Source organism: Blastococcus sp. LR1, from assembly GCF_020166105.1.
Lineage (GTDB): Bacteria > Actinomycetota > Actinomycetes > Mycobacteriales > Geodermatophilaceae > Blastococcus.
On the sequence record NZ_JAIUJY010000003.1, the window covers coordinates 280671 to 295740 of the forward strand.

General features: G+C 73.3%; 14 protein-coding genes. 8 read left to right on the top strand and 6 right to left on the bottom strand.

Annotated features, from left to right (window positions below):
• Positions 1–92 precede the first annotated feature (92 nt).
• The 5 genes from LBW97_RS10085 to LBW97_RS10105 all read left to right on the top strand — a co-directional run bounded on the left by LBW97_RS10085 (position 93) and on the right by LBW97_RS10105 (position 5520).
• On the top strand, positions 93–1058 hold the full coding sequence (locus LBW97_RS10085) for a PDR/VanB family oxidoreductase (protein WP_224499294.1): 966 nt from the start codon (positions 93–95) through the stop codon (positions 1056–1058).
• Positions 1059–1166: 108 nt separating this feature from the next.
• The gene (locus LBW97_RS10090; protein ID WP_224499295.1) at positions 1167–2411 is read left to right on the top strand and encodes an amidohydrolase family protein; all 1245 of its coding nucleotides are present in this window, start codon (positions 1167–1169) and stop codon (positions 2409–2411) included.
• 120 nt (positions 2412–2531) lie between these two features.
• Positions 2532–3305 carry an ABC transporter ATP-binding protein gene (locus LBW97_RS10095; RefSeq protein ID WP_224499296.1) on the top strand — a complete coding sequence of 258 codons (774 nt, stop codon included), beginning with the start codon at positions 2532–2534 and terminating at the stop codon, positions 3303–3305.
• A gap of 44 nt (positions 3306–3349) precedes the next feature.
• A complete protein-coding gene (locus tag LBW97_RS10100; RefSeq protein ID WP_224499297.1) occupies positions 3350–4222 on the top strand; it encodes an ABC transporter permease in 873 nt (290 codons plus the stop codon).
• A 131-nt stretch (positions 4223–4353) separates the two neighbouring features.
• Positions 4354–5520, top strand: a complete 1167-nt coding sequence (locus LBW97_RS10105; protein WP_224499298.1) for an ABC transporter substrate-binding protein — start codon at positions 4354–4356, stop codon at positions 5518–5520.
• Between the two features lie 75 nt (positions 5521–5595).
• Here the strand turns inward: LBW97_RS10105 and LBW97_RS10110 are convergent, their stop codons facing one another.
• Positions 5596–6975 carry an amidohydrolase family protein gene (locus LBW97_RS10110; RefSeq protein WP_224499299.1) on the bottom strand — a complete coding sequence of 460 codons (1380 nt, stop codon included), beginning with the start codon at positions 6973–6975 and terminating at the stop codon, positions 5596–5598.
• Between the two features lie 98 nt (positions 6976–7073).
• Positions 7074–8393 carry an amidohydrolase family protein gene (locus LBW97_RS10115; RefSeq protein WP_224499300.1) on the bottom strand — a complete coding sequence of 440 codons (1320 nt, stop codon included), beginning with the start codon at positions 8391–8393 and terminating at the stop codon, positions 7074–7076.
• Between the two features lie 93 nt (positions 8394–8486).
• Between LBW97_RS10115 and LBW97_RS10120 the strand changes: the two genes are divergently transcribed.
• Positions 8487–9266 (top strand): creatininase family protein, encoded by a 780-nt coding sequence (locus tag LBW97_RS10120; protein WP_224499301.1) that lies wholly within the window; start codon positions 8487–8489, stop codon positions 9264–9266.
• A gap of 28 nt (positions 9267–9294) precedes the next feature.
• Here the strand turns inward: LBW97_RS10120 and LBW97_RS10125 are convergent, their stop codons facing one another.
• Positions 9295–9768 carry a heme-degrading domain-containing protein gene (locus tag LBW97_RS10125; RefSeq protein ID WP_224499302.1) on the bottom strand — a complete coding sequence of 158 codons (474 nt, stop codon included), beginning with the start codon at positions 9766–9768 and terminating at the stop codon, positions 9295–9297.
• 90 nt (positions 9769–9858) lie between these two features.
• Between LBW97_RS10125 and LBW97_RS10130 the strand changes: the two genes are divergently transcribed.
• Positions 9859–10272: an alpha/beta fold hydrolase gene (locus tag LBW97_RS10130; protein WP_224499303.1), complete on the top strand. Its 414-nt coding sequence runs from the start codon at positions 9859–9861 to the stop codon at positions 10270–10272.
• A gap of 13 nt (positions 10273–10285) precedes the next feature.
• Here the strand turns inward: LBW97_RS10130 and LBW97_RS10135 are convergent, their stop codons facing one another.
• Positions 10286–11941, bottom strand: a complete 1656-nt coding sequence (locus LBW97_RS10135) for an AMP-binding protein (protein ID WP_224499304.1) — start codon at positions 11939–11941, stop codon at positions 10286–10288.
• Positions 11942–12099: 158 nt separating this feature from the next.
• On the opposite strand from LBW97_RS10135, the gene LBW97_RS10140 reads away from it, so the two are divergent.
• On the top strand, positions 12100–13410 hold the full coding sequence (locus tag LBW97_RS10140; RefSeq protein ID WP_224499305.1) for an MFS transporter: 1311 nt from the start codon (positions 12100–12102) through the stop codon (positions 13408–13410).
• 7 nt (positions 13411–13417) lie between these two features.
• Here the strand turns inward: LBW97_RS10140 and LBW97_RS10145 are convergent, their stop codons facing one another.
• Together LBW97_RS10145 and LBW97_RS10150 are read right to left on the bottom strand one after the other, a co-directional pair.
• Positions 13418–14158, bottom strand: coding sequence for an SDR family oxidoreductase (locus LBW97_RS10145; RefSeq protein WP_224499306.1), 741 nt, complete (start codon positions 14156–14158; stop codon positions 13418–13420).
• On the bottom strand, positions 14155–14952 hold the full coding sequence (locus tag LBW97_RS10150; protein ID WP_224499307.1) for an SDR family NAD(P)-dependent oxidoreductase: 798 nt from the start codon (positions 14950–14952) through the stop codon (positions 14155–14157). The genes LBW97_RS10145 and LBW97_RS10150 overlap by 4 nt, the downstream gene beginning before the upstream one ends.
• Positions 14953–15070: the final 118 nt, after the last annotated feature.

The window sequence follows — 15070 nt, forward strand, 5'->3', positions numbered from 1 at the left end:
CCGGTTACGCCTCTGTGACCGTCATTTACGAACGTGTGTCGTCGTGGGGTCGCCGTCCACCCCTGCTCGAGGGCATGGTCAGAATCCGTCGGGTGAGCTTCTTCTCCGACGTCGAGCGGGACCTGGTCGTGGCCGCCCGCACCCAGCTGGCCCGGGACGTCCTCGCCCTGGACCTCGTCGCGCACAACGGCCGCGACCTGCCCGCCTGGACCCCCGGCTCGCACATCGACGTGGTCCTGCGGCCGGGGCTGGAGCGGCAGTACTCGCTGTGCGGCGACGTGGAGGACCGCTCGCGCTGGCGGATCGCCGTGCTCCGGGAGCCCGGCGGTCGCGGCGGCTCGGCCTCCCTGCACGACGACGTCGCGGTGGGGGAGCGGCTGCGGGTCCGCGGCCCGCGCAACCACTTCGCCTTCGAGGTCACCCCCGGCACCGCGTACCGGTTCGTCGCCGCAGGCATCGGCATCACCCCGCTGCGCGCCATGGTCGCCGCCGCGGACGCGGCCGGCGCCGAGTGGACCCTGGACTACGCCGGGCGGTCCCGCGCCACGATGGCCTTCGCCGACGAGCTCGCCGCCGCCCACCCCGACCGGGTGCGGATCCTCGCCGCCGACGAGGGAGCGAGGCTGGACCTGACCGCACTGCTGGGCGGGCCGCGCACCGACACCGCTGTCTACGCCTGCGGCCCGGCCCGGCTCCTCGACCAGGTGGAGGACCTCCTGGCCGGCTGGCCGCCGCAGGCCCTGCACGTGGAGCGGTTCGAGGCCAAGGAGTTCGGCGAGCCGGTGTGGCCGGAGCCGTTCGAGGTGGAGCTCGCCCTGACCGGGACGACGGTGACCGTCGAGCCCGGCGAATCGGTCCTCGACGCGGTGACCGGTGCCGGTGCGGTGGTGCTCTCGTCCTGCCGGGTCGGCACGTGCGGCACCTGCGAGACGCCGGTGCTCGAGGGTCCGGTCGAGCACCGGGACTCGGTGCTCACCCCGCTGGAGCAGGCCGACGACACCGTGATGATGGTCTGCGTCTCTCGAGCCGCCGGCCCGCGGCTGGTGCTCGACCTCTGAGGAGCGCCGGCAGGGCTGAGCGCTCGCCGTCACGATCGCGAAACGAGGCAGGAACACGCACCGGTGAGGCTGCGGGGTAGTGCCCCCAGCCGATCGGAGTGCCCCCGCATGACCCTGCTGCTGCAGTCGGTGACCGACGTCGACGGACGACGCGTCGACGTCCGGATCGAGGGGACGACGGTGGCCGCCGTGGCCCCCGACCTGCCGGTGCGGCCGGACGACGAGGTGCTGGACCTCGCCGGGCACCTGCTGCTGCCCGCGCCGGCCGAGCCGCACGCCCATCTGGACAAGGCGCTCACCAGCCACCGGGCTCCGAACCTCACCGGTGACCTGGACGGTGCGATCACCGCCATCCGGCAGATCGCCGCCGGGTTCACCCACGAGGACCTGGTCGAGCGCGCGACCCGGGCCGCGCACGAGTACCTGGCGAACGGGATCACCGCGATCCGCACGCACGCCGACGTCGGGGTGCACGCCGGAACCCGGCACATGCGGGCACTGGTCGAGGTGCGCGACGCCCTCGCCGGCCTGGTCGACGTGCAGGTGGTGGCGCTGCTGTCGGCGCCCCGGAGCGCGGAGGAGGCCGGGGCGACGCCGCGGCTGCTGGCCGAGGCGATCGAGCTGGGCGCCGACGTGATCGGCGGGGTGCCGCACCTGTGGCCGGACCGCGACGCCGGGCTGGCGCTCTCCCTCGAGGCCGCCGTCCGCTCCGGGCTGCCGCTGGACCTGCACACCGACGAGACGCTGGACCCGACCGCCCAGGGACTGCGCAGCCTGGCGCGTGCGGTGGTCGGGTCCGGCTTCGACCGCGGCGTCACGGCCAGCCACTGCGTCAGCCTCGGCGTGCACCCGCTGGAGGTGGCCCGGGCGACGGCGGAGGAGGTGGCGCGGGCCGGGGTCGGCGTGGTGACGCTGCCGCAGACCAACCTCTACCTGCAGGGGCGGGGGATCCCGGTGGGTCCGCCGCGGGGACTCACCGCCGTCCGGGCACTGCTCGACGCCGGCGCCACCCTCGGTGCCGGGGGCGACAACCTCCGCGACCCGTTCAACCCGATGGGCCGGGCGGACGCCTGCGAGGCGGCATCGTTGCTCGTGACCGCCGGCCACCTGTCCACGCGGGCGGCCTGGCACGCGGTCAGCGCAGGGGCCCGGGCGTGCATGGGCCTGCCCGTGCCGGAGGTCGCGGAGGGATCCGTGGCGGAGTTCGTCGCGATCGAGGCGGAGAGCCTGGACGCCGCCGTCGCCGGCGCGGGGACCGCCCGGGTGGTGCTCTCCGGCGACCGCGTGCTGGCGAGCAGCCGGGTGGTCCGGAGCGTTCGGGAACGGGTGGGAGTCGGTGTGTCCAACTCGTGACCGTCGGGCGAGCGCCGTTCACCGCCGCCTCACGTGATCGAAACACTGGCCACGGAGGGTGGTCACGACCCACCAAGCACCGGCCCGGCATCCCCGGCCCTGCCTCCTGGAGCTGCCCTCTTGAGTGCTCTCGCGCCCTCCCTCCCCCCGACCGGCACCGCTGCGCGGGTCCTGCACTTCCGCGACGTCGCCAAGGCGTTCCCGGACGGCACGGTGGCCCTCGAAGGGGTCGACCTGGACATCCGTCGCGGTGAGTTCGTCACCGTGGTCGGACCGTCGGGCTGCGGGAAGAGCACGCTGCTCCGGATCGCCTCCGGCCTGTCGCCGGCGACGTCGGGCACCGCGGAGATGGACGCGCAGCGGATCGGCTACGTCTTCCAGGACGCCACGCTGCTGCCGTGGCGCTCGGTGCTCAGGAACGTCCAGCTGCTCGCCGAGCTGCACGGGATCAGCAAGACGCAGACGAACCAGGCCGCGCGGGACGCGATCGAGCTCGTCGGCCTCGAGGGACACGAGAAGAAGCTGCCGCGGGCGCTGTCGGGCGGCATGAAGATGCGGGCCTCGCTGGCCCGGTCGCTCACCCTCGACCCGGATCTCTTCCTCTTCGACGAGCCGTTCGGCGCGCTGGACGAGATCACCCGCGAACGCCTCAACGACGAGCTGATCCGGCTCTTCCACGCGAAGGGGTTCGGAGCGCTGTTCATCACCCACTCGGTGAGCGAGGCGGTCTACATGTCCACCCGGGTGCTGGTCATGAGCGGCCGGCCGGGGCACATCGTCGACACCTTCGACATCCCGTTCGGACCCGACCGCACGCCGGAGCTCCGGTTCACCCCGGAGTTCGCCGAGCTCGCCGGCAAGGTCTCCTCCGCGCTCCGGTCGGGGCACTCGTGAGCGCCCCGGCGTCCATCCGACCCCCTGCCGCCGAGGAGCGCGCCGTGACCACCACCGTCCAGTCCGCCGGAACCACACCCGGCGAGATGGCGACCGCCGCTCCGGCGCCCGCGCGCCGGCGCAAGCGCCGCGGCACCCTCGTCGACGTCGCCGCACCGCTGGCGATCCTCGCCGTGCTGATCGGCATCTGGTACGCCATCACCTACCTGGTGCTGGAGCCCGGCAAGCGCTTCCTCATGCCGCCGCCGCAGGACGTGATCACCGAGGCGTTCCTCGACGGCGCGGCGATGGAGCGAATCACCGCCGCCCTCGCCCAGACCATCACGGTCTCCTTCACCGGCCTGGCGATCGCGATCGTCATCGGCATGGCGTGGGCGGTGGTGATGAGCCAGGCGCGGTCCGCGGAGCGCTCGCTGTTCCCCTACGCCGTCGCCCTGCAGTGCATCCCGATCCTCGCGCTGGTACCGCTGATCGGCTTCTGGTTCGGCTACGGCTTCCCGGCGCGCACGATCGTCTGCGTCCTCATCGCGCTGTTCCCGATCGTGTCCAACACGCTGTTCGGGCTGCAGTCGGTCGACCGCGGGATGCACGAGCTCTTCACGCTGCACGGGGCCGGCCGCCTGACCCGGCTGTTCAAGCTGCAGTTCCCCGCGGCGATGCCGGCGATCTTCGCCGGGCTCCGCATCTCGGCCGGCCTGTCGGTGGTCGGCGCGATCGTCGGCGACGTCTTCTTCAAGCAGGGCACGCCGGGGCTCGGCATCCTGCTGGACAACTTCCGGGCCCGCCTCCAGGGGCCCGAGTTGTTCGCCACGATCCTGGTCGCCGCCGCCCTCGGCATCGCCGTCTTCCTGCTCTTCGGCTGGCTGGGCAGGCTCGCCGTCGGCCGCTGGTACGACCAGAGCCGCGACCCCGCCTGACCCCGGCGGGCCCGCCCTCAGGGTCCGGTTTCCCCCACCCCCCACATCGCGTCGGTGCCGTGCTCCCCACGGCACCGTCCCGCGACGCCCCGAGCCGGGGCGTCGTCCGTCCCTGACCCCTAGGAGTACGCGTGCGCAGGACCCGCACCACGATCAGCCTCGCGGCCATCAGCATCGCCGCGCTCGCCCTCACCGCATGCGGCAGCGAGGAGGAGGCCTCCTCGTCCGGTCCCACCGGGGAGGTCGGCAGCATCGACCTCGCCGCCGCCGGCTGCCCCGACACCGTCGTCATCCAGACCGACTGGAACCCCGAGGCCGAGCACGGCGGCGTCTACCAGCTCGTCGGGGACGACTCCGAGATCGACGCCGGATCGAAGTCGGTCAGCGGAACCCTCGTCGACACCAACGGCGACAGCACCGGCGTCACGGTCGAGATCCGGGCCGGTGGCCCGGCCATCGGCTTCCAGGCGGTCAGCGCGCAGATGTACTCCGACGACGACATCACCCTCGGCTACGTCGACACCGACGAGGCCATCCAGCTGTCGGACACGCAGCCGACCGTGGGTGTCCTGGCGCAGCTCGAGATCTCGCCGCAGATGATCATGTGGGACCCGGAGACCTATCCGGACGCCGACGAGATCGCCGACCTCGCCGACACCGACGCCACGGTGCGCTACTTCGAGGGGTCCGCGTACATGGACTACCTCACCGGCGCCGGCATCCTCCGCGAGGAGCAGCTCGACGGCAGCTACGACGGCGCGCCGGCGGCGTTCGTCGCCAGTGGGGGGAAGGACGCGCAGCAGGGCTTCGCCAGCGCCGAGCCGTTCATCTACGAGAACGAGGTCGACGCCTGGGGCAAGCCGGTCGAGTACCAGCTGGTCCACGACACCGGCTTCCAGGTCTACGCCGGTTCGCTGTCGGTGCGGGCCGACAAGCAGGAGGAGCTCTCCGGCTGCCTCACCGAGCTGATCCCGGTGATGCAGCAGGCCGACCTGGACTTCGTCGAGGACCCGTCCGGCACGAACGAGCTGATCATCGAGCTGGTCGAGCAGTACGACACCGGCTGGGTGTACGGCGCGGAGGTGGCCGAGTACTCGGTCGAGACCATGCGGGAGCTGGGTCTGGTCGGCAACGGGCCGGACGAGACGCACGGCAACTTCGACATGGACCGGCTCTCGACGCTCATCGAGCTGGCCACGCCGATCTTCACCGAGCAGGGGACCCCGCCGGCCGACGGCTTCACCGCCGAGCAGCTGGCGACGAACGAGTACATCGACGACTCGATCGGTCTGGAGTAGCAGCACCCTCGCGCCCCGGCGCGAGGACCGGAACCGCGCCGGCAGCCCACGGGGGGCTGCCGGCGCGGTCTCGTGTCAGGCGCCGTCGATCTCGGCGCGCAGGCGGGCCATCCGCTCGTGCACCTGGCCCTCGACCTCGTCGGAGCCCGGGTCGCAGAGCGTCATGCCCTCGGCGACCAGCCGTCCGCCCGACCAGACCTGGCGGAGGTTGCGCAGCGAGCAGGCCAGCACGTAGGTGCCGTAGGCGTCCCAGACCGGGCCGGTGTCGGGCCGGCGCGGATCGACCACCAGGAAGTCGGCGAACCGCCCCGGCCGCAGCGTGCCGACGTGCTCGTCGAGGCCGAGCACCTCCGCCGAACCGCGGGTGTGCATGGCCAGCACCTCGCGGACCGGCAGCGCCTCGGGATCGCGGTAGGTCGCCCGGATCAGCGCGAGGGCCGTGCGCATGTTCGCGAACGGATCGCTGACGTCGGTGCACGACTGGTCGTCCAGGCCGATGCCGATCCGCATGCCGGCCGCCCGGATCTCCGGAATCCGCGCCACCCCCGACGCGAGCCGCCCGTTGCTCATCGGCTGCCAGCTCATCCCGCACCCCGCGGCCGCCGCCTCGGCGATGATCTCGTCGGTCGTCTGGATGAAGTGGCCGAACACCAGGTCGGGGCCGAGCGCACCGGCGTCGCGGTACCAGCCGAACTTCGACTGCTGGAGCTCCACCTCGTGCGGCGTCTCCAGGAAGTGCGGCTGGTTGAGCAGGCCGTGTCGGCGCATGGCGGTGACCTCGAGGTCGGCGGCCGCCGGGTCGTCGGCCCACTGCACGGTGCCGCTGACGGCGAGCCTGAGCAGCAGCGAGGGATCGATGTCGGTGGACAGCTCGACGACGCCGTCGAGGTGCGCGAGCGCGGCGGCGGGGTCCACCGGCCCCTGCCCGAGCATCACGCTGTGCACCGTCCGAAGCCCGGCGTCGGCCTTTCCGCGCAGCTGCGCGTGCTGGTAGAGCGGATCGGGAACGCTGGCCGAGTAGTGCGCGACGCCGTCGGACTCCCGGGCGAAGGTCAGCCCCGAGTCGGTGAAGTCGAAGGCGGTGGTGATGCCGTTGCGCAGGAAGTCCTGCGCGCCGTGCCGCGTCATCCAGTAGAGGTCCTCGGCGCCGGCCGCGAACGTGTAGCGGAGCATCGCCTCGATCCAGCCGTACAGCGACAGGTCCGTGCCCAGGCCGCGGGAGGCGGAGGTGAACAGGTGGCTGTGCGAGGAGACGAAGCCGGGGCCGACCAGCGCACCGCCCACGTCGAGAACCTGCTCGGCGCGCAGCCCCGCCAGCACGTCCGGCGGCGGGTTCCCGGCCTCGACCGTCAGCAGCCGGCCGTCGTCGCCGACGGTGAACCAGCCGCGGAAGGGATCGGGCCGGTCGGGGTCGAGGGTGAGCAGGACGGCATCGTGCACGAGGAGACGGATCACGATCGGACGATCCCTGCCGCACGTTGCCGTCCGGTGACGACGACGTTCCCGCCGGCGTCCTGCGCCCGGCCCCTCAGGTCAGGTCGGGGAAGGGTCGGTCAGGCGGCCCGCCGGGCGGCGAGCAGGCGGTGCAGGCGCTCCACCACGTCGGTCTCCGCGGCCGTCTGCAGAACCCCGTCGCGCACCACCACCCGCCCGCCGACGACGACGTGCCGCGGGCGGCGGCCGGGCGAGGCCCAGAGCAGCCCGGCCACCGGGTCGGCGACCCCGGCGTCGGCGACGCCGGTGACGTCCCAGCACACCAGGTCCGCCCGGGCGCCGACGGTCAGCCGGCCGAGGTCGGCGCGGCCCAGGCCGTCCGCCGCACCCCGGGTGGCCCACCCCAGCACCTCGCGGGCGGCGACGGGGCGCCCGGCCAGCGGCGCCACCTGCATCGCCAGCCGGGCGTCGGCCAGCAGGTGCCCGGCGTCGTTGGAGCCGCCGCCGCTGGTGCCCAGGCCCACCGGGATGCCGGCGTCGGAGAGCGCGGCGGCCGGCGCCACGCCCCAGCCCATGGGCAGGTCGCAGCCGGGCGCGTGCGTCGCCGATACGCCGGCATCGGCGAGTTGCCGCACCTCCTCGTCGGTGACGCCGCACAGGTGGGCGAGGGTGACGTCGGGCGCCAGCCAGCCCCACTCGGCCAGCAGCTCGAGCGGGCGCCGGCCGAACCGCTCCGCGGCGATGGCGACGTCGACCTGCTCGTTGGCCTGGGTCCGCCGTCGCAGCCCGTGCCGCGCGGCCACCTCGGCCAGCAGCGCGAAGGTCTCCGGCCGGTCGCTGTGCACGCCGGCGGGGCCGACCGCGACCTGGAGCATCCCGTCGGGGGTGACCCCACCCGGCGGGACCAGGGCCGTGGCGATCGCCGTTGCCGAGGCGGCGGCCTCCTGCGGATCGTCGCCGGCGGTGCCCCGGACGAAGGCGAGGCGGGCGCCCAGCTCCGCGGCCGCGGCGGCGGTCGCGCGAGCGATCGCGACCCCGCCGTCGGCAGGAGCGGGGGAGCGGGGCCAGGTGAGGTGGTGGTCGGCGACCGTGGTCACGCCGCACAGCAGCGCCTCGGCCAGCCCGGCCGAGGCAGCGGCGTGCGCCAGCTCGTCGTCGACGCCGACGGCGGCGTAGGCGGCGGCCATGGTCGGCAGCCACTGCGCCATCGGCACGCCGCGGGTGCCGGGCAGCGTGCGGAAGGCGGTCTGCAGCAGGTGGTGGTGGGCGTTGACCAGGCCGGGGGTGACGACGCAGCCGGAGGCGTCGAGCACCTCGCCGGCGGTCTCCGCGGACCCCGGCGCCAGGACCCGCCCGTCGTCCCCGCCGACGACGTCGACGCCGGTCAGCTCGTCCCCGTCGCCGGTCAGCACGGTCAGGGCACCTCGCACGGTCAGCACGCCCGGAGGCTCCCAGCGCGATGTTCCGGGCACGTGACGGAGGACGCCGGTGTCGTCACACGGCTGCAACGCCGCCTCCCTAGCGTGCGCCCCGTGACCGCACGCCTCCTGACCGAACTGTCCGCACCGGCGATCCGCAGCGCGCTGCGCCCCGACAGCGTCCTGGTGCTGCCGGTCGGCGCCATCGAGCAGCACGGGCCGCATCTCCCGCTCGCCACCGACCTGATCGCCGCCTCGGCGCTGGCCGAACGCGCCGTCGAACGGTTCGGCGACGAGCTGGACCTGTGGCTGCTGCCTCCGCTGGCGTACACGAAGTCGAACGAGCACGCCTGGTCCGCCGGCACCTTCTGGCTCTCGGCGAGCACCCTCACCGCCGTCCTGCACGACCTGGGGCGCAGCGTCGCGACGACCGCGGCCCGCCGGCTGGTGTTCCTCAACGGGCACGGCGGCAACTCGGCGCTGCTCCAGGTCGCCGCCCGCGACATCCGCGTGGAGACCGGGCTGCGCACCTTCGTCGTGCACCCGCGGCCGCCGGCCGACCAGGGCGGCACCAGCCCGGCCGGCGAGCTGGGGATGGGGGTGCACGGCGGGATGGACGAGACGTCGGTGATGCTCCATCTGCGGCCGGACCTGGTCGACATGTCGCAGGCCGGCCGCTGGGTTCCCGAGCACCTGGACGCCTACCGGCACGTCCGCTTCGGCGGCTCGGTCTCCTTCGGCTGGTCCTCGGACGACTTCGGCCCGGCCGGGGTGATCGGCGACGCCACGGGCGCCACCGCGGAGTACGGGGAGCAGCGGGTGGCGGGCATGGTCGGCTACCTGGGCGAGGCGCTGGCCGAGATCGCCCGCTTCGACCCCGCCCCTCCGGCCTGAGCCCGCCCGGCGTTCCCAGGCGAGTGGCTCAGCCGCCGGCGAGCCTCGCGCGCAGCGCCCCGACCACCATCCGGTGGTCCTCGAGCTGGGGGAGCCCGGAGACCACCACGACCCCGACCGGCCCGACGTCGCGGATGAGGATCGGAAAGGCGCCGCCGTGCGCCGCGTAGAGCGCCGGGTCGAGGCCGAACTCCTGCTCGAAGGTGGTGCCCCGCTCCCGGCTGGCCTGGCCCACGTAGAGCGAGCTGTGCCCGAACCGGTGCACGACCCGGGACTTCCGCTCGATCCACGAGGCGTTGTCCGGCGTCGCACCGGTCAGCGCGACGGAGAACAGCCGGTGCCCGTTGCGCACGATCTCGACCGCCACCGGAGCTGGGTCCCGGCGGGCGGTCGCGACCAGCGCCGATCCCAGCTCCCACGCGTCGTCGTTGGTGAACGACCCGAACTGCAGCTCCGCCTCCTCGGCGGCGAGCTCGGCGACGGACGGGAAGGTGTCGGTCATGCGCCCGACCCTAGGGGGTGCTGCCGACGTCGCACGGGCTCGCCGGCTGGAGGCTTGACCGGTACAGGGGTGCGCCCCGAGGCTCGGCCGGTGACGTCATCCGCGACGACGGCGACGACGGGGTACGCGCCCGTGAACGGCCTGCAGATGTACTACGAGGTGCACGGCTCCGGCGGGACCCCGTTGGTCCTACACCCCGAGCGGCTGCAGGGCCTGCTCGACAAGCTCGGCGCGTTCGACCAGGGCTTCCCCGGCTGGTCCGACGCCGACGTCGAGGGCATCGCCGCTCCGACGCTGATCACCGTGGGCGACTGCGACATGGTCCGGCTCGAGCACGCAGTTCGCTTCCTGCGGCTTCGCGGCGGCGACGTCAACGGGGACTTCGACGGGGTGCCCGCCTCGCAGCTCGCGGTCTTCCCGGGGACGACGCACTTCTTCGGACTGGCGCGGACGGCGCTGGTGCTCGACGTGGTGCTCGGCTTCCTGGACGCGCTCGCGGAGTGACGGCCGGCCGACGTCAGGCGTTGCGCGTGGTGGCCGCGGCCTCGAGGCCGAGCTCCTCGACCGAGACCTGGCGCATCTCGACCTTGCGGATCTTGCCGGTGACGGTCATCGGGAACTCGTCGACGACCTTCACGTACCGCGGCACCTTGTAGTGGGCCAGCCTGCCGGCGCAGAACTCGCGCAGCCCCTCCGCGGTGAGCGGCTCGGCGCCCTCGCGCAGCCGCACCCACGCCATGAGCTCCTCGCCGTACCGCTCGTCGGGAACCCCGATCACCTGGGCGTCGACGACGTCGGGATGGGTGTAGAGGAACTCCTCGATCTCCCGCGGGTACACGTTCTCCCCGCCGCGGATGACCATGTCCTTGATCCGGCCGACGATGTTCAGGTAGCCCTCGTCGTCCATCACCGCGAGGTCGCCGGTGTGCATCCAGCGGGCGGCGTCGATCACCTCGCGGGTCTTCTCCTGCTCGTTCCAGTAGCCGAGCATGACCGAGTAGCCGCGGGTGCAGAACTCCCCGGGCGTTCCGCGCGGCACCGTCAGGCCGGTCGCCGGGTCGACGACCTTCACCTCCAGGTGCGGGTGCACTCGCCCGACGGTCGAGGTGCGGCGGTCGAGGTCGTCGTCGGCGCCGGTCTGCGTGGACACCGGTGAGGTCTCGGTCATGCCGTAGCAGATGGTCACCCCGGTCATCCCCATCTCGGCCACCACCCGCTTCATGACCTCGACCGGGCAGGGGGAGCCGGCCATGATGCCGGTGCGCAGGCTGGAGAGGTCGTAGTCGGCGAAGTCGGGCAGCGCGAGCTCGGCGATGAACATGGTCGGGACGCCGTACAGCGAGGTGCAGCGCTCGTCCTGCACGGCCTGCAGCGTCAGCGCCGGATCGAAGCCGGGCGCGGGGATGACCATCGTCGCGCCGTGCGAGGTGGCACCGAGGTTGCCCATCCCCATGCCGAAGCAGTGGTAATAGGGCACCGGGATGCAGACGCGGTCGGCCTCGGTGTAGCCGCAGCCCTCGCCCACGAAGAAGCCGTTGTTGAGCAGGTTGTGATGGGTGAGCGTGGCGCCCTTCGGGAAGCCCGTGGTGCCCGACGTGTACTGGATGTTGATCGGGTCGTCGGCGGAGAGCTCGGCCTCGCGTCGCACCAGCAGGTCGCGGTCGGCGGCGCGGCCGGTGGCCATGAGCCGGTCCCACTCGGGGGAGCCGAGGAAGACGACCTCGCGCAGGTCCGGCCGCTCGGGGCGGACCTCGGCGACCATCGCGCGGTAGTCGCTGGTCCTGAACTCGGGCGCGCTCACCAGCACGGAGATCCCCGCCTGTTCCAGCACGTAGGCCAGTTCGGAGGTGCGGTAGGCCGGGTTGATGTTCACCAGGACGGCGCCGAGCTTCGCCGTTCCGTACTGCACGAAGACCCACTCGGCGCAGTTCGGGGCCCAGATGCCGACCCGGTCGCCCTTGCCGACGCCCATCGCGTGGAGCCCGAGCGCGCAGGCGTCGACCTCGGCGGCCAGCTCCGGATAGGACCAGCGGCGTCCGGTCGCGCACTCCACCAGCGCCTCGTGCTCCCCGACGCGGGCCGCTGTGCGGTCGAGGTTCGCGCCGATGGTGTCGCCGAGCAGCGGAACGGTCGAGGGGCCGTTGGAGTACGAGGGCAGCGTGGCGGCGGTCACAGGAGCGAGCCTAGGAGGCGACGGCGTCGGGGACAGCCCCGCGGCTGCACTTCTTGTGGTCCAGATCACTCTGCCCCTACGCTGCCGTCCGACTCCGGGGGGTCACGACGGCGTGACAGTTCCCGCGCCCCAGCGCTCGCTGCGCGGGAAGGAAGTCCATGTCGGTCGTCCCGCACGCCTCCTCGGCCGGAATCACCTCGGTACCCCGGCCCCGGCTCAGCCCGGAGGGCCACGACCCGCAGAGCACCGAGCGGATCGCCGTCACGGGCCCGCTGCGGCGCCTCCTCGTCTGGTACGGCATCGCCAGCCTGGGCGTGTACCTGGCCCTCGGCGCGGTGAACAGCGTCCTGCTGCCGCTCCAGGTGGAGGCGGTCGACCCGGCGCAGAAGGCGGCGAACCTGGCGATCGTCACCGCGGTCGGCGCGGTCGGCGGCATGATCGCCCAGCCGATCGCCGGACTGCTCTCCGACCGCACCCGCAGCCGCTGGGGACGCCGCGCGCCGTGGATCTTCGCCGGGGCGCTGCTGGCTGCCGGAGCGATGGTGGTCCTGGGTGGGAGAAGCGGCCTGGTCGGCATCGGCGCCCTGTACCTGCTGGTCATGGTGGCGCTCAACATCTACTTCAGCCCGAAGGCAGCGGTCATGCCCGACCGGGTGCCCCGAGGGGTGCGCGGGCTGTTCTCCGCCTCCGGCGGCCTGGGCGTCCTCGTCGGCATCACCGGCGGGATGGGGCTCGGGTCGGTGCTCGCGGACACGCCGCAGGTCGGCTACGCGGTGCTCGCCGTCGTCATCGTGGTCGCGGCCTGCGGGTTCGCGCTGTTCAACCCCGACCACGACAACCGGGGTGAGCCCCGGCCCCCGCTCCAGTGGACCGCGTTCCTGAAGACCTACTGGGTGAGCCCGCGGGCCCATCCCGACTTCGCCTGGGGCTTCCTCGGCCGGCTGCTCACGCTCACCGGCTACTACATCACCACGACGTTCCAGCTCTACGTGCTGCAGGACCACATCGGCCTGGGGGACGACGCCGTCGACGCGATCCTGCCGATCTCCGCGGTCAGCCTGGTCGCCACGCTGCTCAGCACGGTGATCGGCGGGCCGCTCAGCGACCGGATGGGCCGCCGCAAGCCGGTCGCCGTCGCCGCGGGGCTGCTCATCGCCGCGGGCCTGGTGGCGCCGTGGGTGATGCCGACGATGACCGGGATCTACGTCTTCGCCGTCCTGGCCGGTCTGGGGTTCGGCTCCTACCTGGCCGTCGACCAGGCGCTGCTGACCGAGGTGCTCCCGACGACGGAGGACAACGGCCGCTACCTGGGCGTGCTGAACATCGCGGTGACGCTGCCCCAGGCGCTGGCGCCGGCGATCGCCGGGCTCATCGTCAGCGTGCTGAGCTACGCCGCGCTGTTCCCGATCGCCATGGCCGTCGCCGTCGCCGGGGCGCTGGCCGTGCTCCCGATCCGGTCGGTGCGCTGACCGGGGGTCAGGTCAGCTTCCGGACCACCGACAGCGGCAGCACCTTCATGGCGAACCCGATCGGCACCCACGGCCACGCCGGCACGTAGGCCTTGGTCCGCCGTGCCTCGATGGCGGCGACCATGGCCCGCACGCCGGTCGCGGTGTCGACCATGAAGCGGGTCTTCCGCTGCACGTGCTCGTTCATCTCCGAGCGGATGTAGCCCGGGTAGATCACCGACACGTCCAGGCCCCGGATCCGCTCGGAGCGGAGCCCCTCGGCGATCGCGGCGACGCCGGCCTTGGTGGCGGCGTAGGTGGTCATCGACTTGCGCATGCCGCGCAGCGCCGACATCGAGGAGATCAGCACCAGGTGCCCGCGGGACTGGCGGCGGAAGATCTCCAGCGCCGCCTCGGTCTGGGCCAGCGCTCCGACGAAGTTCGTCATGGCGGTCTCGCGGTTGGCGTCGGCCCGGCCGGTGCCCAGCGGCGCGCCCTTCCCGAGCCCGGCGTTCACGACCACCCGGTCGATCTCGCCGAACGACTCGGCGAACCGGGCGAAGACGGCGGGAACGGCGTCGGCATCGGCGACGTCGAGCGCGGCGGTCTCCACCCGGCGTCCGGTGGCGGCCCGGATCTCCTCGGCGAGGGAGTCCAGCCGCTCGGTGCGGCGGGCGCACAGCGCCAGGTCGTGGCCGAGCGCGGCGAACTGGCGGGCCATCTCCGCGCCGAGTCCGGAGCTGGCGCCGGTGATCAGGATCGTGCTCATCGGGCGTCCCCGTCCTTCTCCGCGCGGTGGATGCGGGCGCCCATGCCGAGCATCTGCCGCTCGTAGAGCGGCCGGGCCAGCCGCTTGCTCCAGAAGGCGATCCGGGCGTTGCGGTCGGGCAGCACGAGGAAGTTCTTCGCGTCGACCGCGCGCAGCACCCGCTCGGCGATCTCGTCGGCGCCGAGCTTCGAGCGCTCGATCAGCCGGGTCGCGACGGTGTTCATCAGCGGGTCGTCGTCGCCCAGGGAGGCGGCGAGGTTGGTGCGGAAGAACGTCGGGCAGACGACGGAGACGTCGATGCCCCACGGCGCGAGCTCCCACCGCAGGCTCTCCGAGAGCGCGACGACGGCGGCCTTGCCGGCGTCGTAGGAGGTCATGGCCGGCGGGTGCACCAGCCCGGCGGCGGAGGCGACGTTCACCAGGTGGCCCGACCCCTGCTCCTTGAACAGCGGCACGAAGGTGCGGCAGCCGGTGACCGCACCCAGCACGTTGACGTCGAGGACCCGGCGCCAGTGCTCGGCACCCAGCCGGTCGATCCGCCCGCCGGCGGCGATGCCGGCGTTGTTCACCAGGACGTCGAGCCCGCCGAGGTCGTCGCGCACCCGCTCGAGCGCTGCCGCCCAGTCGGTCTCCGAGGTGATGTCGAGCCGCTGGTAGAGCGCGCCGGCGGGGACCTCGGCCGACGCGGCGACATCGGTGACGAGGACACGGTCGCCGCGGGCGGCGTAGCGGGTGGCCAGGGCGGCGCCGAGGCCGGAGGCGCCGCCGGTGACGAGCACGCGCCGGGCGGTCATCGGGCGCTCCAGGTCAGGGTGCGGAAGGGGGCGGGCATGCGGGCACGGTACGGAAGGTTCCGACGGCGACGTCGGGAAGGGTCACTGCCACCTGGGACGATGCACCCGGTCGAGCAGA